Annotated in this window: 16 protein-coding genes and 2 rRNA genes; 7 read left to right on the forward strand and 11 right to left on the reverse strand. The window is 64.0% G+C overall.

Annotated features, from left to right (window positions below; translation table 11 throughout):
• Positions 1 to 101: ribosomal RNA gene (rrf, locus tag ACVOLV_RS17110) — 5S ribosomal RNA — on the forward strand; the annotation flags it as partial.
• Positions 102 to 232: 131 nt separating this feature from the next.
• Positions 233 to 347 (forward strand): 5S ribosomal RNA (rrf, locus tag ACVOLV_RS17115).
• Positions 348 to 753: 406 nt separating this feature from the next.
• Here rrf (ACVOLV_RS17115) and ACVOLV_RS17120 read toward each other — a convergent pair.
• The 6 genes from ACVOLV_RS17120 to ACVOLV_RS17145 form a co-directional block, all read right to left on the reverse strand.
• Positions 754 to 1830 (reverse strand): alpha/beta fold hydrolase, encoded by a 1077-nt coding sequence (locus tag ACVOLV_RS17120; RefSeq protein WP_481555419.1) that lies wholly within the window; start codon positions 1828 to 1830, stop codon positions 754 to 756.
• Positions 1831 to 2391: 561 nt separating this feature from the next.
• Positions 2392 to 5241 (reverse strand): TonB-dependent receptor plug domain-containing protein, encoded by a 2850-nt coding sequence (locus ACVOLV_RS17125; protein ID WP_481555420.1) that lies wholly within the window; start codon positions 5239 to 5241, stop codon positions 2392 to 2394.
• A 238-nt stretch (positions 5242 to 5479) separates the two neighbouring features.
• Positions 5480 to 6787 carry an ABC transporter permease gene (locus tag ACVOLV_RS17130; RefSeq protein ID WP_481555421.1) on the reverse strand — a complete coding sequence of 436 codons (1308 nt, stop codon included), beginning with the start codon at positions 6785 to 6787 and terminating at the stop codon, positions 5480 to 5482.
• A gap of 10 nt (positions 6788 to 6797) precedes the next feature.
• Complete coding sequence (locus tag ACVOLV_RS17135; protein ID WP_481555422.1) at positions 6798 to 7958, reverse strand: ABC transporter permease; 1161 nt, start codon at positions 7956 to 7958, stop codon at positions 6798 to 6800.
• 11 nt (positions 7959 to 7969) lie between these two features.
• Positions 7970 to 8656: an ABC transporter ATP-binding protein gene (locus ACVOLV_RS17140; protein WP_481555423.1), complete on the reverse strand. Its 687-nt coding sequence runs from the start codon at positions 8654 to 8656 to the stop codon at positions 7970 to 7972.
• Between the two features lie 397 nt (positions 8657 to 9053).
• Positions 9054 to 10304: an efflux RND transporter periplasmic adaptor subunit gene (locus tag ACVOLV_RS17145; protein WP_481555424.1), complete on the reverse strand. Its 1251-nt coding sequence runs from the start codon at positions 10302 to 10304 to the stop codon at positions 9054 to 9056.
• A gap of 209 nt (positions 10305 to 10513) precedes the next feature.
• On the opposite strand from ACVOLV_RS17145, the gene ACVOLV_RS17150 reads away from it, so the two are divergent.
• The 5 genes from ACVOLV_RS17150 (at position 10514) to ACVOLV_RS17170 (ending at position 15025) form a co-directional block, all read left to right on the forward strand.
• Positions 10514 to 11434, forward strand: a complete 921-nt coding sequence (locus tag ACVOLV_RS17150) for an ABC transporter ATP-binding protein (RefSeq protein WP_481555425.1) — start codon at positions 10514 to 10516, stop codon at positions 11432 to 11434.
• Positions 11434 to 12213 (forward strand): ABC transporter permease, encoded by a 780-nt coding sequence (locus ACVOLV_RS17155; RefSeq protein WP_481555426.1) that lies wholly within the window; start codon positions 11434 to 11436, stop codon positions 12211 to 12213. The genes ACVOLV_RS17150 and ACVOLV_RS17155 overlap by 1 nt, the downstream gene beginning before the upstream one ends.
• A gap of 35 nt (positions 12214 to 12248) precedes the next feature.
• A complete protein-coding gene (locus ACVOLV_RS17160; protein ID WP_481555427.1) occupies positions 12249 to 13454 on the forward strand; it encodes a sensor histidine kinase in 1206 nt (401 codons plus the stop codon).
• Positions 13451 to 14053, forward strand: coding sequence for a response regulator transcription factor (locus ACVOLV_RS17165; RefSeq protein ID WP_481537225.1), 603 nt, complete (start codon positions 13451 to 13453; stop codon positions 14051 to 14053). Before ACVOLV_RS17160 ends, ACVOLV_RS17165 begins: the two co-directional genes overlap by 4 nt.
• A gap of 219 nt (positions 14054 to 14272) precedes the next feature.
• The gene (locus tag ACVOLV_RS17170; protein WP_481555433.1) at positions 14273 to 15025 is read left to right on the forward strand and encodes a ThuA domain-containing protein; all 753 of its coding nucleotides are present in this window, start codon (positions 14273 to 14275) and stop codon (positions 15023 to 15025) included.
• A 5-nt stretch (positions 15026 to 15030) separates the two neighbouring features.
• On the opposite strand, the gene ACVOLV_RS17175 is transcribed toward ACVOLV_RS17170, so the two are convergent.
• From ACVOLV_RS17175 to ACVOLV_RS17195, 5 genes are all read right to left on the reverse strand, one after another.
• On the reverse strand, positions 15031 to 15570 hold the full coding sequence (locus tag ACVOLV_RS17175; protein ID WP_481555428.1) for a cytochrome b: 540 nt from the start codon (positions 15568 to 15570) through the stop codon (positions 15031 to 15033).
• A complete protein-coding gene (locus ACVOLV_RS17180) occupies positions 15567 to 16676 on the reverse strand; it encodes a catalase family peroxidase (protein ID WP_481555429.1) in 1110 nt (369 codons plus the stop codon). Before ACVOLV_RS17180 ends, ACVOLV_RS17175 begins: the two co-directional genes overlap by 4 nt.
• Before the next feature lie 445 nt (positions 16677 to 17121).
• Positions 17122 to 20247, reverse strand: coding sequence for an efflux RND transporter permease subunit (locus tag ACVOLV_RS17185; protein ID WP_481555430.1), 3126 nt, complete (start codon positions 20245 to 20247; stop codon positions 17122 to 17124).
• Positions 20248 to 20253: 6 nt separating this feature from the next.
• Positions 20254 to 23478: an efflux RND transporter permease subunit gene (locus ACVOLV_RS17190; RefSeq protein ID WP_481555431.1), complete on the reverse strand. Its 3225-nt coding sequence runs from the start codon at positions 23476 to 23478 to the stop codon at positions 20254 to 20256.
• Positions 23479 to 23525: 47 nt separating this feature from the next.
• Positions 23526 to 24767, reverse strand: a complete 1242-nt coding sequence (locus ACVOLV_RS17195) for an efflux RND transporter periplasmic adaptor subunit (protein ID WP_481555432.1) — start codon at positions 24765 to 24767, stop codon at positions 23526 to 23528.
• Positions 24768 to 25099 lie beyond the last annotated feature (332 nt).

A 25099-nucleotide genomic window follows, 5' to 3' on the forward strand; every position in this document is an offset into this window, starting at 1 on the left:
CGCTATGGAACCACCCGATCCCATCCCGAACTCGGAAGTGAAACGTAGCCGCGCCGATGGTAGTGCAGCCTAAGCTGTGCGAGAGTAGGTCATCGTCAGGGTTTTTATCTAGAACCCCGCTGCTCACGCAGCGGGGTTTGTCTTTTTATGTAAGCCAGGGGTTTTACAGCCTGGTTTTAGTTCCGCAAGGATACGCATTGGAGCTGGCGCAACGCGCTGCTCAAACCGTCTTCCTGATGAAACTAGCGCTATGGAACCACCCGATCCCATCCCGAACTCGGAAGTGAAACGTAGCCGCGCCGATGGTAGTGCAGCCTAAGCTGTGCGAGAGTAGGTCATCGTCAGGATTTAAACCTAAAACCCCGCTGCCAGAAGCAGCGGGGTTTTTCTTTGCGTGAAACAGCGGCGCACGCGCACTTGTAGGAGCGGCGTAAGCCGCGAAGCTCGTAGAAACAACGATGCGGGAAGGCCTGAGCGAAGCCAGAAGCTAAAAGCCAAAGCTCCCCTCATCCCAACCCTTCTCCCGCAGGCGGGAGAAGGGCTAAGGCAACAGCTGGAGCCAAGGCCACAGCCAGGCCGCAGCCAAGGCCAAGGCCAAGGCCAAAGCCAAAACCAAAGCCAAAGCCAAAGCCAAAGCCAAAGCCAAAGCCTTGGGGCTCTGTGGGCGCTACCAGGAAAGCTCCTGCCGAACATGGTTCGGCACTACGGTCTCGCCGGTCCTGTTGCTGAACCGTCACAAAAACCGTCGGAAACTCAAAGGCTCGCTGTCACCGTGGATGCACAGCGGCCATTGTCGCCAGCCTGTTCGAACCAGGTGTTCACCGCGCCCGATAGACGATCCAGACGCATCGGCAATGTCAGGTGGTCTTCGGCTGCGACTTCAAGATAACGCGCACGCGGCGCCGCCGCAGCCAATGCGCGTCCCTGTGCAACCGGAATGTGTTCGTCGTCGCGGCCGTGGATCAGCAGCACGCAGGCTGGAACCTGTGCCAAGGCCTGGCCGACGTCGACCTTATCCAGATTGATGCCAAGTTTGCGATCGGTGGTGGCGATGGCCTCATCCAATCCACGGCCGCCGTATTGCCAACGTGCCAACGGCAGTGCGACATAGTCGCTCCAACGTTCCGGTGGCTTGGCCAGCATATGCGGCACCATCGTGCGGATTGCTTCGCCGGCGTTGTCGAACGATTCCATTGCCACGACGCTGCGCAGCTGCGGGCCCAGCTCGCGGGCAGCGAAGATCGCGGTAGCGGCGCCATATGAGACACCGAGCAGGTGCACTGGGCCGCTGATCTTGCCTTCGCCCTTCAGGGCTCTCAGTGCCGCGACCACATCCTCACCTTCGCGCGTGCCGTAGCCGGATAGCGCATGACCCGAACGGCCGTGGTTACGCAGATCCAGCGCGATTGTGCGGTAACCCTGTTGCGCCAATTCCAGTGACCAGGGCATCAATGAGCCGCCGTCCATCATCCAGCCATGCAGCAGGATCACCGTGCCGCGTGGCGCCGCATGGTTCGCGATGCTGGGTGCGGAGGCATCCAGTGAGAACTCAGGGAAATGTTCGCCCTTGCCCAGATAGCGGTAATCCAGCCGATAGTCGCCCGGCTCGAATGACACCCAGTGCAGGGCGACACCATCGCTGCCGGCAACGCTGCCTTGCTGATGTGGCAGGCGGGCGAGCAGGGCGTCGATGCGTTCGGTAGGGACCAGCGGTGAAGTGCCACCGGGCGCGGCCAAGCGCTCGCTGAGTGACAGCGGGGGAACGGGAGAGGAGAGGGCAAAGCCGGCCAGCATCACGCAGACGCCAGCCAGCGCCAGCGAACGAAGCATGGCGGGAACCGGTTTGGGGAGCCTGCCACGGTAGCCACAAGGATGCGCTGCATCTACCGCGTGGCGATGACAGGTAGATGACCGTTGTGTTGTGTTTGGGTTGCGGTGAGTTCCGCTCCCGATCAGGTGTCCGGTCAACAGCGGGCGGTGTGACAGACCGGTGCCCTTGTTTGTGGGAGCGGCGTAAGCCGCGAAGCAGATCAGGGGGCCGCATCTTCAGGCACTGTGCTGCCAGGGAAAATGCGCTTGCAGCTGTTTGTAGGAGCGGCGTTAGCCGCGAAGCTGGTAATGCATCTGCGATTGACGGCCTTGCACTTGCAGCCTTTGGGGTCGTCGGAGCGGTGAAGCTGGTTGATTGCGGCAGGCCAGCGACGAAGCGGGTGAAGCGGGCCAGACCCCCACCCCACAACCCCAAACCGGGGAGGGGGATAAAAACCAGCGATAGGGGGGGGGGAGGGGATTGATAGGGACCCCCCCCCCCCCCTGGGGGGGTGGGGGTTCACGCGCGGGGTGGGGGGGGCTCGCGGTGGTCGGGGGCCCCCGCCGCTGTTGTTACCTGGATCAGAAGCGCTGCTGGTACTTCATGTACATGAAACGGCCGATGTCGAAGCCACCGTAATAGGTGAAGCTGCTGTTCGGCTGGCTGTACATGATCGGGCCTTCGTGCTTGAACACGTTGTTTACGCCCAGCGACACGGTACCGTTCCACGGCAGGGCATAACGTACCTGCAGGTCGTGGAAGGTGTTGGAGCCCAGCTTGCGGCTCGGCTGCATGTCCGTGTACGGCGACTGGAAGTCCGGCATGTTGCACTCCGGGCCACCGTCCAGATCGTAGGAGCACTTCTCCTTCATGCTGGAGTAGTAACGGGTGGTCCAGCTCGCGCCGAAATTGCCGTTCTGCCAATCCATCGTCAGGTTGGAGCGCACGCGGAAGTTGCCTTCCCAGCCGGTGAACTCTTCGACCGGGGTGGTTTCTACGTTGTCGCTCTTGCGCGAGAGGTAATCAACATACGTGGTGTTCCAGCGCAGCGACAGCTGGCCGTAGGCCATTTCCGGCAGGCGGTAGCGCACGCCGAGGTCGTAACCAGCGGTTTCCTGATAGCCAGCGTTGTTCAACGAACGGTTCATGCCGCTGACCTGGCCCTTGTCGCTGCCGGTGCTGTAGCGGGTGAAGCGATCGCAGGCAGAGGTGATTCCCTGCACATAGCACTGGTTGAGGATGTCGGTGGCCGACTCGCCGACGATCACGTCGTCGATGCGGATCTTCCACCAGTCCAGGCTCAGGTCCAGGCCGCTGACGAAGTCTGGGCTGTAGACCAGGCCAACGGTCCAGGTCTTGGCGGTTTCCGGCTTCAGCGCGGCATTCGAGCCCGAGGTGAAGTCGGTGACGGCCTGTACGCCGGAGGTGGTGGCCAGTTCGCCGTCGCCGGTCTTCTGGCGGAAGTTCGCGCCCAGGCCGGCAGCGCTGCAGCGTGCAGCCACTTCGGCGTTGCGTGCAGCGGCGCCGAAGGCGCGGTCGCACGGGTCGGTGACGCGGTCACGGGTGGTGACGGTGCCGCCGTACAGGTCGTCCACGGTCGGTGCGCGGAAACCGGTGCCGTAGGTGGCACGAACCAGCACGGTGTCGTTCGGCTTCCACTTCAGGCCGAACTTGCCGTTGGTGGTGCCACCGAAGTTGTTGTAGTCCGAGTAGCGGCCAGCCAGGTCCAGCGACAGCTCGCGGGCGAACGGCAGGTCAGCCAGCAGCGGTACCTGCACTTCCAGGTAAACCTCGTCCAGCTTGTAGTCGCCACGCGTCGGCGCGCCGCTGGTGCCGGCGATCTGGCCGTTCTGCACCATCAGGTCGGGGGTGTAGCTGGCTTCTTCGCTGCGGTGCTCCACGCCCATCGCGGCCATGATGTCACCGGCCGGCAGGCTCGCCAGCGAGCCGGAGATATTGGCGCTGACCACCTTGGTGGTGCTGCGGATTTCATCGGTGAAGCGGGTGAAGATGTAGTCGCGCACGGCCTTGTCGCTGAGCGAGCCGGGCGTGTTGCTGCCTGCCGGTGCCAGCGGATTCCATGGCACGCAACCTTCGATCACGTTGCCGACGCTGCCGCAGCGGGCGACGCCGCCGGCATCGATGAAGGATGGGCCGACGGCCAGATTGACGTTCGGCTGGTACATGCTCTGCAGGCTCCGGCGCTCGCCTTCATTGCGGTTGAACATGTAGCTGACGTTCCAGTCCCAGAACCGCGAACCGGTCTCGAAGCTGCCTTCCAGGCCGATGCTGGCGCGCTTGGTGGTCAGCGCGTTGTTGGTCGCACGGGGGTATTCCTCGGTGCGACGCGAGAACAATACGTCCTTGCCCCAGTGGTTGAACGCACTGGTGGCCGAGAGTGCGGCACGCGCGCCACTGGCTGCCTGCGAGGCCGACACCGAGTACGGGTAACCGGCCAGTTGCTTGACCGACTCGCGCTCGCTGTACAGAACATCGGCGACAACACGCAGATCATCAGTGATCTGGAAACCACCATTGGCAAACGCCGACTTGCGCTCCAGCGAGGAGAGCAGGGTCATGTTGGTCTTGGTATTTGCGTTGGCGGCCGGGTCCGGCTTCTTGAAGTTGGCGACATCGGACGGATCGCCGCCCGGGCCGACGCTGAGCGGATTGCCGTCGACGGTGACCGAACCCCACTGGGTATTGCCGTTCAGCCCATCGGTGGGATGGTAGGGGCCATTGGGATAGGCGGTGAACTCACGCGCGCCGCCCAGTACCGGATCCTCCGAGGTCTTCTCGGCACCAACACTGAACCAGCCGCGGTCGAAGGTCTTGCCGAAATTTGCGCTGTAAGCGCGCTTCTGGCCGTCGCCTTCGCCGTATTGGCCGACATAGGCGCTGGCGTCGCCGCCATCGAAATTCTTGCGGGTGATGACGTTGACCACGCCGGCGATGGCGTCCGAGCCGTACAGTGCCGACGCACCGTCGGTCAGCACTTCAACGCGCTCGACCATGGCCGAGGGAATCGAACCGACGTCGGAGTAACCGCCGGCGCTGACGCCCATGCGGCGGCCGTCGATCAGCACCAGGGTGCGTTCCGGGCCAAGGTTGCGCAGGCTGACGAACATGCCGCCGTAGTCGCGGCCGGATGACAGCGCCGAAGCGCGGCTCAGCGACGGTGCGCCGGCGGCGGTAACGTCCTGCAGGATGTCGGCGACGTTGACGTAGCCTTTCTTCTCGATTTCCGCACGGCTCAGGGCGATGACCGGCTGGGCGGTTTCAACGCTGGCCTGGCGAATGCGCGAACCGGTGATCTCGATGCGGTCCAGGGTGGTGGTTTCGCCCGCATCCTGTGCGAACGCGGTGAGGCTGGAGCTGCCGAGCAACGCGAGGGTGATCGCGGAGCACAGTTTGGTCGACTTCAAATACATCTCTTTCGGTTTTCCTTTATACCAACTACAAAAAAAGCGCCCTTGTGGGGCGCCGTCACAGATGCATCACCGTTGGGGGAGGGACACAGCATCTGCCATCACAGCTCCGCTGGCCGCCGGGACTTGGGCGGGGGCGCATGATGACCTAAACGGATAGATGCGTGAAGGTAGACTTTCCGCCAACCCACCTGCGCGTCGGCAGGTGGGTGGCTGATTCAGCGTGCAGCGCGGTGTTGGGTCAGGTTTCGCGCAGTGCGGTGGTGATTGGCAGGCGTGCCGCGCGCAGTGCCGGGAACAGGCCGCCAACTAGACCAATGCCCAAGGCCCACTTCAGTCCGCTCCATAGCAGGGGCGGCGAAACCTTGAACTGGAACACCACCTGGCTGAAGTTGTTGCCCAAGGTTGAAACGGTGAAGTTGTTGAATGCCAACCAGGCGATGGCACCGCCGAGCAATCCACCGAGCAGGGCCAGCAGCATGGTTTCCAGCATTACCGCAGTCACTACCGGAACGCCCCGGAAACCAATCGCACGCAAGGTGGCGATCTCACGCGCCCGCGTTGCGACAGCGGCATACATGGTGTTCAGTGCGCCGAATACCGCACCAACGGCCATGATCGCGCCGATCACCGTGCCCAGGATCTTGAGCAGCTTGTTCAAACCGCCGCCCTGCTTGCTGTAATACTCGGAAGTGGTCTCCACATCCAGTTTGAGGCGTGGATCGCTGCCGACGGCTGCCTTGAAGGCCTCAAAGCCCTGCTTGCCCTCGGTGCGCACGCTGATCGACTGCCAAGCGCTGCGGTTGTAGGTGGTTGCCAGCGTCTGCGCATCGGTCCACAACTCCGAATCATGTGCGTCGCCGGATTCGAAGATGCCAACCACCGTCCAGGCCTGGTTGCCAAGTGTCAGCGTCTTGCCGACTTCCAGCCCGCGGAACTGCTTCTGCGCACCACGACCAGCGACGATCTCGCGCAGGCCGGCACCGAACCTGCGGCCTTCGACCAGCTTCACCTTGTCGTGCACCGCCCACGCCTGCTCGCCGACACCGCGGAACTGCGCGTTGACATCGGTGCCGTCGCCACGCGAGGTGAGGTTGACCACCTGCGAGACCTCGGCAGATACCAGTGGCCGCCCATCTTCGCCACGCTTCACCCCAGGCAGGGTCTCCAGCAAGGGCACCTGATCGCGGGTGATCACCGAGTTGGTCTCGGCCTGCGAACCACCGCGCAGGACAATCGCCGTGCTGTCGTCGCCTGTGCTTGCCAAGGTAGCCTGGAAGCCCTGGCCCATCGCCAGCATCGCCACCAGTACACCGACCACGCCGGCGATGCCAATCACGATCACCGATGAGGAGCCCCAGCGCTGCGGCAGGCTGGCAAGACCAATGCGGGTTGCGGCCAGCGCCAGGCGGCCGCTGCGGGTGAGCAGCAACCACAGCGTGATCGCCACCGCGACCACGACAACACCGATCCATGGCAGTGCGATCCACACCCCAAGGCCAAGCACCAACAGCACTATCACCAGTGCATTCGAAAAAAAGTTCTTCATGATGTTCTCCTCAGCGCCCGGCCAGTGCGTCGACGATCTTCAGGCGCTTGGCCCGCAGTGCCGGCAGTACGCCCACCACCAGCCCGATCACCACGATCAGGACGGCTCCCACGATCCAGGTCTGTGCTGGCACGTGCGGCGGCAGCATGCCCATGGTCTGTGGTGCCAGTACCGGCAGTACCACTGCAGCCAGCCCCAGCCCGATGGCGCCACCCAGGCCGACCAGCACGATCGACTCCACCATCACCAGCATCAGCATGGTGCCGTCCTTGAAGCCCAGTGTTTTCAGCGTGGCCAGTTCCGGTATGCGCTCACGTACGGCCTGCGCCATGGTGTTGCCGGTGAGCAGCAGCAGGGTGAAGAACACCGCACCCATGATCGAAGTGACGATCATGCCGATGTCGGCGAACTGCTTGATGAAAGCCTGCTGAAACGCGGACTCGGTCTGGCTCTTGGTTTCGTGGTCGGAGTTGGCCGAGATCGCATCGATGGCCTGTGCCACGCGTGAGGCGTGGTCGGGGTTGTCCAGGCGCACGGTGTACCAGCTGACCTGGTTCTTGATGTAGTCGTTGGATTCATCGAAGTACTTCCAGTTCATCATCAACTGACGTTCTTCGTTGGCGGCGGTGGCGGTGTTCTTCGACTTGAATGTGCCGACCAGTTGCAGCGGCCAATCGTTGCTGCCACCGCGCGGGAAGATGGTGGCCTGCAACGGAATGGTGTCGCCGATCTTCCAGCCAAACTGCTTGGCCAGCGATTCACCGACGACAGCGCCGGTACGGGTGTTGCGGAACGCGTCTACCTGTTCCTTGGAGATGTCGAACTCGGTCATCAGGTCGAAGTAGTTCGGTGCGACCGAGAAGTTCGGAAAGAAATTCTTCTGGTCCTGGTAGATGCCGCCGAACCACATGGCGTAGGTGACATCGTCCACGCCCTCGATCTGCCGGATCTGCGATTCGAGCCGGATCGGCAATGACTGGGTGATGGAAAGGCGCGAGGCCACTACCAGACGATTGGCACCGGCCACGCTGTTGCCACCGCTGGCAAAGGCAACGCGCACGGAGTCGAGCATGCCGAACAGCAGGAACGCGGTAACGATGGAGAGCAGGGTGAACAGAGTACGCGTGCGGCTGCGGAACAGCTGCGCCCAGATCAATGAGAAGTACTTCATGGCCGTGCTCCTCAGTGCACCGGGGCGTCGACCAGCTCGCCCTTGTCCAGATGCACGGTGTGGGTGGCGTACTCGGCGGCCTTGGGATCATGGGTGACCATGATGATGGTCTTGCCGTGTTCGCGGTTGAGCAGCTGCAGCAGGCCCAGCACTTCCTCGGCGCTCTGGCGGTCGAGGTCACCGGTGGGCTCGTCGCAGATCAGGAAGGTGGGATCGGAGACGATGGCGCGGGCGATGGCCACACGCTGCTGCTGACCGCCGGACAGTTCATTGGGACGGTGGTCACGGCGATCGGCCAGGCCAACCAGGGTCAAGGCGATCTGTGCGCGGCGCTTGCGCTCGGCGGCGTTGAGGTTGGTCAGCAGCAGCGGCAGCTCGACATTCTTCTGTGCGGTGAGCATCGGCATCAGGTTGTAGAACTGGAACACGAAGCCGACATGGTGGCTGCGCCAGGTCGACAGCTGGCCGGCGCTGAGCTGGTCGATGCGTTGGTCTTCGATGTTGATCTCGCCGCCGCTTGGGGTATCCAGCCCGCCGATCAGGTTGAGCAGGGTGGTCTTGCCCGAACCGGAGGGGCCCATCAGCGCGACGAAGTCGCCGCGATCGATATCGAGGTTGATGCCGTGCAGTACCTGCACTTTTTCCGGGCCACGCTGGTAGGTCTTGGTGATGTTGCGCAGGGAGACGAGGGTGCTCATGGGTGATCCTCAGCAGTGACGCGGTGATGTTTGGTGTTTGATGTCGAACGTGGGAATGCTTCGCTTTGCTTCTGTTCCCTCCCTTTGCAGAAGGCAAGGGGAGGGCCAGGGAGGGGGCTTTGGCTTTGCTTTTCTCTGGCTTTGGCCGTTGCTGTTGTTGCTTTCCCCTCTCCCGCCTGCGGGAGAGGGGTAGGGGTGAGGGCAGCTTTTGCTCTGCTTCAGGCTTATGGGGTGGCTTTGCTTTACGTGGCTTTTCAAGCCAAAGCCAAAGCCCCCCTCCCCAACCCTCCCCTGCGCTTTGCGCAAGGGAGGGGGTAGAAGCAAAAGCAAAAGCAAAAGCGCTGCTTCAGTGCATCAGGTGATTCGCGCCAGCGCAGCAAGCATCACAAGCCTGCACTTACTTCTCAGCGCCTTCCAGCGCCACCTTGTCGCCATCCTTCAATTCAGCAGCTGGGCTGAGCACCACGGTTTGTCCGGCACTCAATCCCGACAGCACCTGCTTGTCCTTGGCCAATACCTGGCCCACGTCAAGCACCTGTTGTTTCACTTTGTCATCGGCCTGCACCACAAAGGCGACTGGCTTGCCGTCACGCTCGACAATTGCAGCTGCCGGGACGCGCACGCCCTTCGGTGCTTCGGTGCCGGCTGCAGCGGCCTTCTCGAGGAAGCTCACGCGTACGCCCATCTCCGGCACGATGCGCGGGTCCTTGGTCTCCAGTGCCACGCGCACCTTCACCGTCGCCTTGCCGCGGTCAGCGGTGGGAATGATGGCGATCACATGGCCTGGGATCTTCCAGTCCGGGTAGGCGTTGAGCACGGTTTCCACCGGCATCTGCGGCTGTACGCGGCCGATGAAGGCTTCGCCTACTTCCACTTCCACTTCCAGTGAATCCATGTCGACGATGGTGCCGATACCGGTACGGGTGAAGCCACCGCCGGCCGACAGCGGCGACACGATCTCGCCAGGCTGCGCGGCCTTGGCCGTCACCACGCCGGAGAACGGTGCGCGCACCACGTTGTTATCCACGCCCAGGTCGGCGATGGCCAGTGCATCCAGCGCTACCTTGGCGTTGTGACGGGCGGTCTGCAGCTGCGCACGCAGGCTGTCACGTGCGGCTACCGCCTGGTCGAACTGCGACCGTGAAACCAGTTGCTGGCCGACCAGTGACTGCAAGCGGGCCGCTTCGGCTTCGGCCTGGCGCAGTTGCGCCTGCAGGCCTTCGGTCTGGCTGCGGGCGGCGTCGAGCTGGGCGGCGTTGAGGCTGCGCTGTGCGTTGGCATCAATCGGGTCCAGTGTCGCCATTATCTGGCCTTCTTCGACACGCATGCCTTCCTCGATCATTACCTCGCGGACTTTGCCGGTGATCTTGGCTGACACGGTTGCCATGCGCCGGGCTACCACATAGCCACTGGCATCCAGCACCGAGCTGTTGCCGGCGCCGGCCTGGTTCATTGCCACCACCGGCGCGGTCTGTACGGTCACTGGTTTTTTGCCGCCGAGCAGGGCACCAACGCCCAGTACCAGCAACAGTGCCAACACCAGCCCGATCACAATCCACAGCCAGCGCCGCGACGGTGCAGGGCCACGCGGTGGCGGGGCGGAGCGGTCGATGCGGAGTTCCTTCAGCAGTTCAGCAGATGCATTCATGGGTAGCAGGACGGCGTGGGATGGGGAATGTGACCGCAACTTACCGCAATCCGTCGCGGTCGGCAGCGGCGGGTCGGGATGGACGCATCATAGGCAGCACCTGCCGGGCGCACAGGTGACGGCTGTCATGTGCTTTGCCTGATCGCATTCACTGGGGTGGCGGGCATTGTCGATCTAACGTGCAGCCATTCCCTGAGAAGGCATTGGCAATGAACCGACAAGGCGAGGTGCTGGCAAGCCTGCAGGGCGTGCACAAGCACTACGGCGCGGTGCGCGCACTGGACGGCGTCGATCTGGAGCTGAAGGCGGGGCAGGTGCTGGCCTTGCTTGGCCCCAATGGCGCGGGCAAGACCACGGCCATCGGCCTGCTGCTTGGCCTGCTGCGTGCTGATGCTGGCCAGGTGCAGCTGTTCGGGCAGGATCCACAGCGGCTGGTCGCACGTCGCGGCATCGGTGTGATGCTGCAGAGCGCGGCGCTGCCGGAGACGTTGAGTGTGGCCGAACTGATACGGCTTTCTGCCAGCTATTACCCGGCCCCGCGCGTCCTGTCGGAGACTGCTGCACTGGCTGGTATCGAGGATCTGCTGCAGCGCCGCTACGGCAAGCTGTCCGGCGGGCAGCAGCGGCGGGTGCAGTTTGCCCTCGCCATATGCGGGCGGCCACGGCTGCTGTTCCTGGACGAGCCGACCGTCGGCCTGGATCTGCCGGCCCGGCAACAGCTGTGGGCAACCGTGCGCGCCTTGGTCGGCGAGGGCACGGCGGTGGTGTTGACCACGCACTACCTGGAGGAAGCCGAACGTCTGGCAGATCGCGTCTGCGTGCTGCTGCGTGGCCGTATCGTCAGCGATGGCAGCGTCGATGCGCTGCGTGCACGGGTGATTCATCGCCGCATCCGCTGCATCAGCACGCTGGACGCGCCGACCGTGGGTAGCTGGCCGGGGGTGCTGCAGATCAGCCGTGATGGTGGCTACCTGCAGCTGCGCAGCGACCGCGTGGAAAGCGTGGTGCGACAGCTGCTGCAGGCAGACCCGGCGCTGTCCGGGCTGGAGGTGCAGCCGGCTGGCCTGGACGAAGCCTTCACCGACCTGACCAGCACAGATGCAGAACAAACCCAGCGTGAGGCTGCCTGATGAACGCTCAATACGACGCACTGTTGCCTGCAATGTCGTCCCGCCAAGTGCTGGGCGCCTATCTGCAGGAAATCCGTAGCGAATGCCTGCGCTACCTGCGCTATCCCGGCTTCCTGCTGCCGACGCTGTTGTTCCCGGCCACCTTCTACCTGCTGTTTGCGGTGCTGCTGGGCCACGCCCAGCCCGCGCAAGCGGCACGCTTCCTGCTGGGCAGCTATGTCACTTTCGGGGTGATGGCGCCGGGTCTGTTCGGATTCGGCATGTCGCTGGCATTGGAGCGCGACAACGGTCTGCTCACCCTCAAGCGCGCCATGCCGATGCCGCCGCTGGCCTACCTGCTGGGCAAGATGGTGATGGCGATGCTGATGGGCCTGGCCATCGTGGTGGTCCTGCAGGTGCTGGCCGTCGCCGTTGCCGGCGTGCAGCTGTCCCTGTCGCAGGCGTTGCGGCTGTCGCTGGTCGCCACCATTGGGACATTGCCGTTCTGCGCGCTGGGCCTGTTGCTGGGCTCGCTGGTCAAAGGCAATGGTGCGCCCGCAGTGATCAACCTGGTCTACCTGCCGATGGCGGTGTTGTCGGGGCTGTGGTTCCCGCTGAAGGTGCTGCCGCCGTTGTTGCGGGAGATGGCGTGGATCTGGCCGAGTTACCACCTGAACGCGCTGGCGCAGGGGGCCCTGGACTTCGAGGTCGGCGAAGCCTGGCCGCATGTTCTTTGGCTGTGCGCATTCACCCTGGTCATCACCGCCTTGGCCGCCTGGCGCCTGCGCCGGCACGGCTGATGGCATCATTGCCACATTGCGAAGGATGAGTGTCGATGGCATTGCAGCGCCCTGAATGGTTGAAGCCGGCAGCGGACTCGGTGGTCGCCGACAACATCAAGCTCGGCAAATGGCCGTGGGTGGATGCGGTGCACCTGCTGTGGACGGTGTGGGTATTCATCACGCCAATGTTCGGTGCGGGTTACACCCTGCGCTGGGCCTTGATCACCTTGTGGTCGTTCCCGCTGTTCATCGTGTTCTACGTGCTGACCTTGACCAGTGCCCGGCGCAACGCGCCTATCTTCGCGCTGGCGATGATCGTGCTGTCGATGGCGCTGCTGCCGATCTATCCCTCCGGCATGAACTACTTCGTGTTCGGTTGCGTGATGCTGCGTACCAACCGATGCATCAGTGTGCGGCAATACCTGTTGGAGCTCGTGTTGTTGAACACGGCCTTCGTCTCGATGGCATGGTGGATAGGCTACCCGTGGCAGGTGGTGGCATGGATTCCCGCGCTTACCGTCATCATTGGTTTGATCGTCAACGTCGAGCGTTCGAGCAGTGAGAAGGATGCTGCGCTGCGGCTTTCCCATGAGGAAGTACGGCGCCTGGCGGCAACCGCTGAGCGCGAGCGCATTGGCCGTGATCTGCATGACTTGTTGGGTCATACGCTTTCACTGATCACCTTGAAGATGGAGTTGTCGCGCAAGCTGTTCGAGCGCGACCCACAGCGTTCGCAGCGGGAGCTGGCCGAGGCCGAGCAGATCGCGCGCGATGCACTGGCCCAGGTGCGCAGCGCGGTGACCGGTTTCCGCGCCGCGGATCTGGCAGCGGAGCTGGCATCTGCACACCTGTTGCTGGAATCCTCGCGGGTACACCTGCGCTATTCGCCGCCGCCCGCGATGCCCGCATGGATCGAGGCGGGTTTGTCGATGGTGTTGCGCGAGGCGGCCACCAATATCGCCCGTCACGCGCAGGCCAATGAGGCACTGATAAGCATCAACGTGTTGCCGGAGGCGGTGTTGATGGAGGTGGTGGATGACGGTCGCGGTGGCGTTTCGGCCAATGGCAACGGCTTGGCCGGAATGCGCGAGCGTGTATTGGCATTGGGCGGTGAATTGCAGATCGAGTCACCGAAGGGGCAGGGCACCCGGTTGAAGGTTCGTATCCCGATACAGGAACAACGGATGGCCTACGCATCAGTGGCGAACACCGCGCCGCTTGGTTCGGCAAACCTGCCGGCGCAGGGGGCGGGCGCATGATCCGCATTCTGCTGGCCGAAGACCAGGCGATGGTGCGCGGCGCGTTGTCGGCCTTGCTCAATCTGGAAACCGATATCGAGGTTATAGGCACTGCTGCCGATGGTGAGATCGCCTGGCGTGAACTGCAGCGGCTGAAGCCGGACATCCTGGTCACCGATATTGAGATGCCATTGCTGACCGGACTGGAATTGGCGCAACGCGTGCAACGTCACCAGCTGCCAATCAAGGTGGTGATAGTCACCACGTTTGCCCGCAGCGGCTTCCTGCGACGCGCATTGGATGCGGGCGTGCAGGGTTATCTGCTCAAGGACGCGCCAGCAGAAAAACTTGCCGATGCCCTGCGTCAGGTGCAGCGCGGTGGTCGCGCGATTGATCCGCAGCTGGCGGTGGAGGCCTGGTCCGAGGCCGATCCGTTGAATGATCGTGAGCGGCAGGTGTTGCGACTGGCCGGTGAAGGCCGCTCGGCCAATGAGATTGCCGAGCAGCTTGGTCTGTCGCACGGCACCGTGCGTAATTACCTTTCCGAATGCATCGGCAAGCTCGGCGTGGCCAACCGCATAGAAGCGCACCGGGTAGCACGCCAGAAGGGCTGGCTGTAGTGCCGAGCCATGCTCGGCAAGGGCCTTCCAAGCAAACCCAACCCGCCGCAACGGACACAAGCCACGCTTCGCGGCTTACACCGCTCCCACAAACGCGTGGTGGTATGCCTTTATCCGCGGGAGCTATGAAATTTCAGCAACGCCGCTGCTGGCGCATCGGCGGCACACTATGCTCGCCGCAACCCCGGGCAGGAACTGGACATGCGAGGTAGATACTGGATGTTGGCGGTAGTGCTGTGTATCGGCAGCCCGGCATGGGCGCAGCAGTTCAAGGTACTGGTCGCTGCAATACCCAATCAGTATCACCATGACTACATCCCGGTGGCCAAGCCACAGTTCGAGGCATTGGCGCGGCAGCACTACTTCGCGCTGACCTGGGCCTGGAACACCGCTGCCTTCGATCAGGATCTGGCGCAGTACGACGCCATTGTGCTGCTCAACACTCCGGCCACCGAGTTGTCGTCCGCGCAGCGCGAGAAATTCCAGCAGTACGTGCGCAATGGCGGCGGTGTAGTCGCGGTGCACAAGGCGTTCGCGATACGGCGCGGTGAATGGGAATGGTACGACCGCATGATCGGCCGCTCGTTCCGCACCCATCCCTATCTGCAGACCGCCATGGTCGATGTGGTGAACCGCGATTTCCCGGCCACCGCCGGTCTTCCACAGCGCTGGCTATGGAGTGATGAGTGGTACGAGTACGATCCGCCGTACAGCGATGACCTGGTCACGCTGCTGGCGGTTGACGAGCGTAGCTACGATCCCACCCTGATATGGCCGGGCCAGGTTGCCAAGGGCATGGGCAGGGATCATCCGGTGGCGTGGTATCACCGCTTCGAAGGCGGTCGCGTATTTGCCACCGCGCTGGGTCATCAGGCCGAGGCCTATAACGATCCGCGCTACCTGGAGCACCTGTACGGCGGCATCTACTGGGCCGCCACCGGCAAGGGCGAAGGCAAGCCGCCAGCGCGCTGAGTGCTTTAGCGGCGTGGGCCGCGTGCCATCGCCTGGAACACGCTATCGCGGCGCACCCAGGCATGGAACAGGGCTGCGCCCACATGCACCAGCACCGTGGCGAACAGCAGGTAGGCGAGCAGGCTGTGTGCATTGCGCAGCAGCGTATACAGCGATGGTGTATGCGGCACGATGGCCGGCAACTGCACGCCGCCCCACAGCATGATGGGATAGCCGCCCGCTGACAACATCGCCCAGCCGATCAATGGCATCGCCAGCATCAATGCATACAACAGCCAATGCGAAGCGGTCGCAGCCCAGGCCTGCCATGCCGGCAGGTCAGCGGGTAGCGGTGGTGGCCGGTGACGCAGGCGGTTGTACAGGCGCAGCACGGCCAGTAGCAGGATCAGGATGCCGAGCGGGCGGTGCAGGTCGATCAGGCCGGGACGCAGGTGCACCGAGGCAACCATGGTCACCCCGACGAACAACATCGCCAGGATCAGCAGCGCCATGCTCCAGTGCAGCACGCGCGCCAGCAGGTTGAAGTGGCCATTGCTGCTGCTCATGGTTGCACCTGCGCGTTGTCACGGGCGGCATCACCGGTAGCGCGCTCGCGCTCGCGGCGATTGAAGGACTGCGAGTACACCGCCGAGCGGGCGGCGAGGATGGGGTCGTCGCTGCCTTCGACGCCGTCCGGAAGGATCAGCGGGTCGAAGTTGAGGTCGTTGCAGCTGCCTTGTTCCTGCGCCTGCATCCGGTCGATGCTGAGCACGCCGGCGACGACTTGCTCGCGCTCGGCAGGCCATGGCACCGATGGGTCATTGATCGCGTCCTGTGCGCTGGCCAGGGTCACCACCAGGTTCCAGCGAACCGGCCCCTGTGCGAGCCGCTGCTGCAGATCCTGGCCGAGGAAATCCACGCCGGCCTGTTCGCGGCTTGCGGCATCCAGTTCACGCGGCGTGGCCTGTGGCTGCCAGCGCCAACGCACTGCACGGCGTTGCCCCTGTGTATTGGTGAACCAGAAGCTGTTGACGCTGTTGAATTCGGTGCTGGCCCAGCTGTCGGTCCACGGCGCGGCCTTGGCCCACTGGGTGAAGGCACGGGCGCTGGGGTACTTTTCCTGGATCGCGGCCAGCTTGGCCGGGTCCGGCTTGCCAGTGGCCGGGTCGGGAATCTGCGCGCGGGTCTGCTCGTAGAAGGCTTCTGGTGTGGCAACGGCGAGGAACGGGAAGCTGTTCATTGCCATGCGCCACTGCTGGCCGTCATCACTGCTCAGCTGCACGGCGATGCTGCGCACGCGCGCGCTGTTGTCGGCGCCATGCGGATTGCCGCCGCCTATCGACAGACGACCGAGTACCGGTACGCGTTTCTGTTCGAAGACGCGGGCATGCGATAGCTGTGGTGCCTGTGCGCTGGGTTCGAACCAACCGCTGACGCAAACGCCCTTGCTGTGGGCGCGACGAAAGCCGGGGTGATTTGCACCGGTGGCTTCGATGGCGTTGGTGAGGTTCTGCGCGGTCAGCCGATCGCGACCGACCCAGCCGGCGAGCCAGGCAAAGCCGAGTGCGACTGCACCGAGGATCAGTGCGATCAAGGCGACCCAGGGCAGAGGAGAGTGCGGCTGGCTGCCGCGCGCTTGCCCGCCGTGACGGGTGAATTTGAATAGGGGCATTGCGGTACCAGTCGTGTCTGACGGGAGCGTGGTGCCGCTATACGGTGGCAGAAGTGGCTGCGCAGGGCCAGCTTTGCGCTTTGCTCCCTCCCTTGCACGCAGTGCAGCGGCTTTCAGCCCCCTCCCTTGCGCGTAGCGCAGGGGAGGGTTGGGGAGGGGTGAGCTTTTGTGCTGTCGCTTTGGCTGCTGGCGTTGCTCGCATGGACGGCGGCGTGCATGTAAATAAAAAGCCAAAGCCAAAGCCAAAGCCAAAGCTCCCCTCATCCCAACCCTTCTCCCGCAGGCGGGAGAAGGGCTAAAGCAACGGCCAGAGCCAAAGCAACAGCCAAAGGCAAAGCAACAGCCAAAGGCAAAGCCAAAACCAGAGCAACAGCCAGAGCCAGAGCCAGAGCCAGAGCACCCCTCCCCAGGCCTCCCCTGCGCTGCGCGTAAGGGAGGGGGTGTATCAGGCGCGTGCGAGCTTGCGTAGGCGTTTGCGCTCCTTGCTGCGCGCACGCCAGTTGCGCCAATGCTGCTGCAGGCAGGAGAAAATCACATACAGGGCCGGTGTGCTCAGCAGGGTCAGACTCTGCGAGATCAGCAAACCGCCGATCATTGCGATGCCCAGCGGACGCCGCAGTTCCGAGCCTTCGCCCAGGCCGATCGCCAGCGGCAGCGCGGCCAGGATGGCGACCATCGTGGTCATCATGATCGGGCGGAAACGCACGATGCTGGCTTCGCGCACTGCTTCGGCCGGCGACTTGCCGTGCACGCGCTGCGCGACCAGGGCGAAGTCGATCATCATGATCGCGTTCTTCTTGACGATGCCGATCAGCAACACCAGCGCGATCATCGAGATGATCGACAGATCGGTATTGGTGACCCACAAGGCCAGCAAGGCACCCATGCCCGCTGCCGGCAACGTGGACAGGATGGTCACCGGATGCACCAGGTTCTCGTAGAGCATGCCGAGTACGATGTAGACCGTGGCGATGGCGGCGATGATCAGCATCAGCATCGCCACCGGGTCCATTGCCTGGCGGAATCCTCCGGGTGCAGCCTGGCGGATATCGCCGGGCATGCGCAGGCCTTCGATCACCGATTTGACGATGGCATCACCTTCGCCACTGCTTACGCCCGGCGCCAGGTTGTAGCTCAGGTCCATCACCGTGTACTGGTTCTGGTGGGTGACCTGCGACGGTGCCAAACCGGCTTCCTGATGGGCCAGTGCGGTCAGCGGAATCATCTGCCCGCTCTTCGACGGCACATACAAGTCTTCGATCGCGGCCGGGCTGCCGGTCTGGCTGGGCAGCGCATTGACCACAACCCCATATTGGTTGAGGTCGGCATAGATGGTGGAGATCTGGCGTTGGCCGAAGGCGCCGTACAGCGCGCCGTCGATGGCACCGATGGTCACGCCAAGGCGCGAGGCCTTCTCGCGGTCGATGACGATCTTCTGCATCAAGCCGCCCTTGTCCACGTCCGAACCGACATCACGCAGTTGCGGATGCTGCTTCAACGCGGTCACCAGCTTGGGCAGCCATTCGGCCAGCTGTTCGGCGTCGTTGCCCTGCAGGGTGACGCGGTTCTGCGCGCCCTGTGAACCGCCACCACCGCCATCGGAGGGAAGGTCCTGGATTGCGCGCAGGCGCACATCCAGATCCGGGAACTGCGCGGCCTTGGCGCTGAGTCGGCTGACCACCACATTGGTGGGCTCCTTGCGGCCTTCCTTCTCGGTATGCAGCTCGATGTTGAACTGTGCGCTGCTGCCCTGGCGGCTGGAACCCAGCCGCGAGCCGACCATCTTCACCGCCGGGTCGGCCAGGAAGGTGTCGCTGAGCCGGCGCTGGCGCTCAGCCATTTCCTGGAACGAGACCGTGGCGCTGGAGCTGGCGCGGCCCCAGATCAGGCCGGTGTCCTGCTCGGGGAACTGACCCTTGCTGACCGAACCGGCCAGGTAGAACGTTGCCACGATCAGCAGCAACGGCGTCAGCGACAGCGACAGCAGCAAGGCATGCCGCAGCGAGAAATCCAGAGCGACCGTATAGACCTTGAGCATGCCTTCATGCACGCGGTCCAGCATGCGGTTGGTGCGGGTGTCGCGTGCGCCTTCGGCATGTGGATGCAGGAAGCGTGCGCACAGTGCCGGGGTCAGGGTCAGCGAGACCACCGCCGAGACCAGGATCGCCGCAACCAGGGTGAGGGTAAATTCGCGGAAGAACGCGCCGATCATGCCCTGGGCGAAGATGATCGGCAGGAATACCGCGATCAGTGAGGCGGTGATCGAGACGATGGTGAAGCCGATCTCGCGCGCACCCGCCATCGCCGCTTCACGTCGCGGCATGCCCTCGTCGAGATGGCGCATGACGTTCTCGATCACCACGATGGCATCGTCGACGACGAAGCCGATGGCAATCACCAGCGCCAGCAGGGTGAGGTTGTTGAGGGTGAAGTCCAGCGCGTACATCACCAGCGCCGCACCAGCCAGCGACAGTGGGACGGTCACTGCGGCGATCAGCGTCGGCGCCAGCCTGCGCAGGAACAGCGCCATGGTCAGGATCACCATCAGCAGGCTGATCATCAAGGTGATCTGCACCTCGGCCAACGAGGCGCGGATGGTCGGTGTGCGGTCGAAGTACGGGGTCAGCGTGCTGCCCGCATCCAGATAGCCGGTAAGCGAGGGAATGGCGGCCTTTACCCGATCGACGGTAGCGACCAGGTTGTCGCCGCTGCGCAGGTAGACATACATCAGCACGCCGCGCTTGCCGTTGAACCACGCGGCTTGATACGCGTCCTGCTGGCCGTCGTAGACCGTGGCCACGTCCTTCAAGCGCACCACCGCGCCGTCGTGGGTGGAAATGGCGACGTTGGCGAAATCCGAGGCCTTGCGGATCTGGTCGTTGAGGATGATCGCGGTCTGGTTGCTGCCATCGCTGAGGAAGCCCAGCGGCGAGGCGACGTTGGCCGCGCGCATCGCATTGCGCAGGTCATCCGGACTCAGGCCCAGTGCGGTCATCGCACGCAGGTTGAGGTCCACGCGCACCGCTGGCGTGGAAGCGCCGGCAATATCCACCTGCGAGACGCCGGGCAGCTGGCGCAGCCGCTGTGCCAGCAGCGAGTCGGCGGTGTTGTACAGCTCGGCTACCGACTGCGTGTCCGAGGTCAGCGCCAGCGCGATCACCGGATCGTCGTTGGGATTGGCTTTCTGGTACGTCGGTGTATTGATGCCGGCCGGAAGGTCGGCCATGGCTGCATTGATCGCGGCCTGCACGTCCTGCGCGGCGGAGTCGATGTTGCGGCTGGTGTTGAACATCAGGAACACCATGCTGCGGCCATCGCTGCTGCTGGAACGCATGGTGTCGATGCCAGGCACCTGGCCCAGGTGCCGTTCCAATGGTGCGGTGACCGTGGCCGCCATGGTGTTGGCGTCGGCACCGGTGTTGGAGGCCTGCACGAAGATCACCGGGATGGCGAGGTTGGGCAGGGCAGCAACGCCCAGCCGCAGGTAGCAGACCAGGCCGGCGAAGAACAGGCCAATCGCCAGCAGGGTGATGCCGATCGGGCGCGAGATGAACGGCGCGGAGATGTTCATCCGCGCTTACCGTGCCGTCTGCAGGCGTGCAGCGGCGCGTTGCTCACGGCGCTTGGCCGCCCACTCGGACAGACGCTCGAAGTACAGGTAGATCACCGGCGTGGTGTACAGCGTGACCAGCTGCGACAGCAGCAGGCCGCCGACGATGGCCACACCCAGCGGGCGCCGCAGCTCCGAACCAATGCCGGTGCCCAAGGCCAGCGGCAAGGCGCCTAGCATGGCGGCGGCGGTGGTCATCATGATCGGGCGGAAACGCAGCAGGCAGGCGCGGCGGATCGCGTCATAGGCATTGGCACCGGAACGCTGCGCGTCCAGCGCGAAGTCGATCATCATGATCGCGTTCTTCTTGACGATGCCGATCAGCAGCACGATGCCGACGATGCCGTCCACCGACAGGCTCATGCCGCACAGGTACAAAGCCAGCAGCGCACCGACGCCTGCTGGCGGCAGGGTCGAGATGATGGTCAGCGGATGGATCCAGCTTTCGTACAGCACGCCGAGCACGATGTAGATCACCGCGATGGCGGCCAGCAACAACAGGATCACGTCGGTCTGGCTACTGGAGAACTCGGCGGCGGTGCCGACGAACTGCGCCTGCATCTGCTGCGGAAGCTCCAGTTCGGTCACCGCCTTGTTGATCGCATCCACGCCTTCGGACAGCGAATAGCCCGGTGCCAGGTTGAACGAGATCGTTGCCGACGGCAGCTGCTGCTGGTGGCTGACGATCAGCGGTGCGGTGCCGGGTTTGGCGCTGGCAATCGCCGACAGCGGGATGCTGCCGCCTGCGCCCAGCGCGATGCCGGTATTGGCACTGCCGATACCGGTGGCGGTGGACGAGTTGCTCGAGGTCACCTGGCCCAGGGTGGTGGCATTGCTGCCACTGAGCGTGCCGCTGCCATTGCTGCCGATCGCCAGCTGGTTCATCAGCGCATCGCTGGTGCGGAACTCCGGTGCCACTTCCAGCACCACGCGGTACTGGTTGAGCTGGGTGAAGATGGTCGAGATCTGGCGCTGGCCGTAGGCGTCGTACAGCGTGTCGTCGATGGTCTGCATCGGCACGCCGTAGCGGCTGGCCTTGTCGCGGTCCACTTCCACATGCAGCGCGCGGCCATGGTTGGCCAGGTTGTCGTCGACATCGGCCAGTTCCGGCAGCCGTCGCAATGCATCGGTGACACGCTCGGTCTGCTTGGCCAGCTCGGCGCTGTCCATGTCTGACAGCGAGAACTGGTAGGCGGTGGCGGCCACGCGTGTATCCAGGGTCACGTCCTGTACCGGCTTCAGGTACAGCGCGATGCCGGGGATGTGTGCGGCAGCGGCCTGAAGGCGCGGCAGGATCACATCCAGCCCATCACGATCACCACGGTCCTTGAGCACGATGCTCAGCTGGCCCTGGTTGAGGGTGGGGTTCATGCTGCCAGCGCCGATATAAGCAGCTACGCCGGTGACCGCTTCATCGCTCTGCAACGCGGCGGCGACCGCCTGGGTGCGCTGCTGCATCTGCTCGAAGGCGACGTTCTGGTCGGCGATGACCACACCGGTGACCATGCCGGTGTCCTGGTCGGGCAGCAGGCCCTTGGGGATCACCATGTACAGCACTACGGTCAGCGCGACCGAGGCCAGTGCGATGCCCAAGGTCAGCGGCTGGTGGTGCAGCACCCAGTCCAACGTGCGCTCGTACACACCGACCAGACGCGACCAGGCGGTGACCTTACCTTCCGCTGCGGTACGCTCATGCGCGTCGTCGCCCTCGGGCAGCGCATCGGGCTTGAGCAGGTAGGCGCACATCATCGGCGTCAGCGTCAGCGAGATCACCATCGAGATCGCCACCGCAATCGACAACACCCAGGCGAACTCATGGAACAAGCGGCCGGTGACGCCTGGCATCAGGATCAGCGGCAGGAAGACCGCGATCAGGGAGACCGTCAACGACAGCACGGTGAAGCCGATTTCCTTGGAGCCGATTTCCGCTGCTTCCTGGCCGTCCTTGCCCTTCTCGATGTAGCGCACGATGTTTTCGATCATCACGATCGCATCGTCGACCACGAATCCGGTGGCCACGGTCAGCGCCATCAGTGACAGGTTGTCCAGCGACATGCCGGCGAAGGCCATTACCCCAAACGTGCCCAGCAAGGACAGCGGCACCGCCACCGACGGGATTACCGTCGCCCACAGACGGCGCAGGAACACGAAAATCACCGCCACCACCAGGCAGATGGTGAGGATCAGGGTGAACTGCACGTCGTGCACCGAGGCGCGGATGGTCACCGTGCGGTCGGAAAACACATCGAGCTTCACATCGGCCGGCAGCATGCCCTGCAGGTTGGGCAGGATCTGGCGGATGTTCTCCACCGTCTTGACGATGTTGGCACCGGGCTGGCGGCGCACTTCCAGCAGCACTGCCGGCTTGCCATCGGCCCAGGCGGCGAGCTGGTCGTTCTCGACCCCGTCGACCACTTTGGCGACGTCGCGCAGGCGCACCGGCGCGCCGTTCTGGTAGCGGATGATGATGTCGTTGTAGTCGGCCGCGTCGCTGAGCTGGTCGTTGGTGGACAGCGTATAGCTCTGCGTCTTGCCGTTGAGCGAGCCCTTGGGCGCGTTGACGTTGGCCTGGGTCAGCGCACTGCGCAGGTCTTCCAGGGTCATGCCCATGTTGGACAGCTGCGCCGGGTTGACCTGGATGCGCACCGCCGGCCGCACGTTGCCGGCGATGGACACCAGGCCGACGCCGTCGGTCTGCGACAGGCGCTGGGCCAGGATCGAGTCGGCCAGGTCGTTGACCTCACGCAGCGGGCGCGTGTCCGAGGCCAGTTTCAGGGTCAGGATCGGTGCATCGGCCGGATTCACCCGGTTGTAGACCGGCTGGTAGGGCAACGAACTGGGCAGGGTGGCCTGGCGGATGGCTGCCTGCACGTCCTGCGCGGCGGTATCCAGATCGCGTTCCATCGAGAACTGCAGCACGATGCTGGACAGGCCTGCCGACGAATCGGAGGTCATCATGTCCAGCCCGGAAATCTGCCCCAGCTGCCGTTCCAGCGGCGTGGTCACCAGCGAAGCCATGGTCTGCGCGCTGGCACCCGGGTACTGGGTGGTCACCACCAGACTGGGCGCTTCGATTTCGGGCAGGGCCGCAACCGGCAGACGCTGGTAGCCGAGGATGCCCAGCAGCATCAAACCGATCATCAACAGGGAGGTGGCGATCGGGCGCCGGATGAAAATAGTCGAAAAGCCCACGGTCGGTTCCTGGTGCGGGGGAGGGGAGGCGGGTGCCGGCCAGCGCGTCAGCGCGGCGGGCCACCCCGTCCACCACGGTTGCCCTTCTGGCTGGCCGCCTTGAGCTGTTCTTCAGTCGGTGCCGGCGGTGCCTGGCCCGGTGCCAGGGCGTTGACCTTGCTGCCTTCCTTCAAGCGGAACTGGCCTTCGGTGACGACCTTTTCGCCGGCCTGCAGGCCCTTGCTGATCACCACGTGGCTGTCGTCGACCTGGCCACCCTGCACCACATCACGCAGGGTGACGGTGTTGTCGGGCTTTACCAGGTAGACGAAATCGCTGGTGCTGCTGCGCTGCACCGCTTCGGCCGGTACCACGATCGCGCCCGGCAGCACGTTGAGCTTCATCTGCACGTTGACGAACTGGCCCGGCCACAACGCATCGTTGGCATTGGGGAACTGCGCACGCAGGCGGAAGGTGCCGCTGCTGCTGCTGATCTGGTTGTCCACCACCTGCAGCACGCCGTCGGCATTGACCACGCTGCCGCCTTCGCGGTCCATGGTCGAGGTCTGCAACGGACCGGCTGCCTGTGCGCTGCGTACTGCGTCGAGCTGCTGCTCGGGCAGGTTGAACAGCACATAGGCCGGCTGCAGTTGGGTCACGGTGACGATCTGGCTGCCAGCGCTGACCACATTGCCCGGGTCGACCGCACGGATACCGGCGATGCCGTTGATCGGCGAGGTGATGCGGGTGTAGTCCAACTGCACCTTGGCCTGTGCGGCCGAAGCCTGCGAGGCGGCCACGGCGGCCTGGTACTGGCTGACCTGGTTGCGCAGCGTGGTCAGGTCGGTCTGCGCCACGAACTGGCGGTATTCCGGCGAGTTGGAGCGCGCATAGTTGGACTGCGCGGTGGCCAGCAGGGCTTCGTTCTGGCGCTTGCTGGCGACGGCCTGGTCGTACTGGGCCTGGAAGGTGCGCGGGTCGATCTGCGCCAGCAGGTCACCCTTCTTGACTGCCTGGCCTTCGCTGAAGTTGACGCTGAGCAACTGGCCGCCGACCTGCGGGCTGACCGTGACGGTGTTGAACGCGGTCACCGTGCCCTGTGCGGTCAGGTAGACCGGCACGTCTTTCTTCTCGGCGTTGACCGCGGTGACCGGCACCGGGTCCTTGTCCTGCTCACCCCGGCCGCCCTGGTTCATGCCTGCCGGCGCCACACCGGCCTTCTGCTTGCCGCCCCCCATCACCCGGTAGCCGATACCGGCCACCAGCAGTACTGCAATGACCAGCAGTACGATCTTCCAGAAACGCGACATGCGAAAACTCCTGAGGAACCGATAGGGGGAGAACGAACAAGGCGCAGAGGATACCCCCGTGCCTGTGCTATGGGAGGCATGACCGATGGGCCACGCATACAGACCCGTGCAGGTGATGAACGTTCCATCGCGGCATCGGTTGACCTGATGTTGTAGTGCCGAGCCATGCCTGGCTGGGATCTTCCCGGCACCGCATCAACATGTCAGAACGTTGTAGGAGCGGGGGCAGCCCCGCAACCCCCACAATGGGGACCAGCAAATTTTGTTTGATATGGGGGACCACCCCCTAATGGGGGGGGGCCCCCCCCCCCCACCAGCCCGGGGGGGGGGGC

The sequence above is a fragment of the Stenotrophomonas sp. STEN023 genome (genome assembly GCF_056760135.1).

Coding starts and splice junctions, on each gene's coding strand:
- ACVOLV_RS17170 (WP_481555433.1), top strand. CDS start 14,273: ATGTTGGCGGTAGTGCTGTGTATCGGCAGCCCGGCATGGGCGCAGCAG.
- ACVOLV_RS17155 (WP_481555426.1), top strand. CDS start 11,434: ATGAACGCTCAATACGACGCACTGTTGCCTGCAATGTCGTCCCGCCAA.
- ACVOLV_RS17130 (WP_481555421.1), bottom strand. CDS start 6,787: ATGAAGAACTTTTTTTCGAATGCACTGGTGATAGTGCTGTTGGTGCTT.
- ACVOLV_RS17135 (WP_481555422.1), bottom strand. CDS start 7,958: ATGAAGTACTTCTCATTGATCTGGGCGCAGCTGTTCCGCAGCCGCACG.
- ACVOLV_RS17125 (WP_481555420.1), bottom strand. CDS start 5,241: ATGTATTTGAAGTCGACCAAACTGTGCTCCGCGATCACCCTCGCGTTG.
- ACVOLV_RS17195 (WP_481555432.1), bottom strand. CDS start 24,767: ATGTCGCGTTTCTGGAAGATCGTACTGCTGGTCATTGCAGTACTGCTG.
- ACVOLV_RS17150 (WP_481555425.1), top strand. CDS start 10,514: ATGAACCGACAAGGCGAGGTGCTGGCAAGCCTGCAGGGCGTGCACAAG.
- ACVOLV_RS17165 (WP_481537225.1), top strand. CDS start 13,451: ATGATCCGCATTCTGCTGGCCGAAGACCAGGCGATGGTGCGCGGCGCG.
- ACVOLV_RS17185 (WP_481555430.1), bottom strand. CDS start 20,247: ATGAACATCTCCGCGCCGTTCATCTCGCGCCCGATCGGCATCACCCTG.
- ACVOLV_RS17120 (WP_481555419.1), bottom strand. CDS start 1,830: ATGCTTCGTTCGCTGGCGCTGGCTGGCGTCTGCGTGATGCTGGCCGGC.
- ACVOLV_RS17145 (WP_481555424.1), bottom strand. CDS start 10,304: ATGAATGCATCTGCTGAACTGCTGAAGGAACTCCGCATCGACCGCTCC.
- ACVOLV_RS17175 (WP_481555428.1), bottom strand. CDS start 15,570: ATGAGCAGCAGCAATGGCCACTTCAACCTGCTGGCGCGCGTGCTGCAC.
- ACVOLV_RS17160 (WP_481555427.1), top strand. CDS start 12,249: ATGGCATTGCAGCGCCCTGAATGGTTGAAGCCGGCAGCGGACTCGGTG.
- ACVOLV_RS17180 (WP_481555429.1), bottom strand. CDS start 16,676: ATGCCCCTATTCAAATTCACCCGTCACGGCGGGCAAGCGCGCGGCAGC.
- ACVOLV_RS17140 (WP_481555423.1), bottom strand. CDS start 8,656: ATGAGCACCCTCGTCTCCCTGCGCAACATCACCAAGACCTACCAGCGT.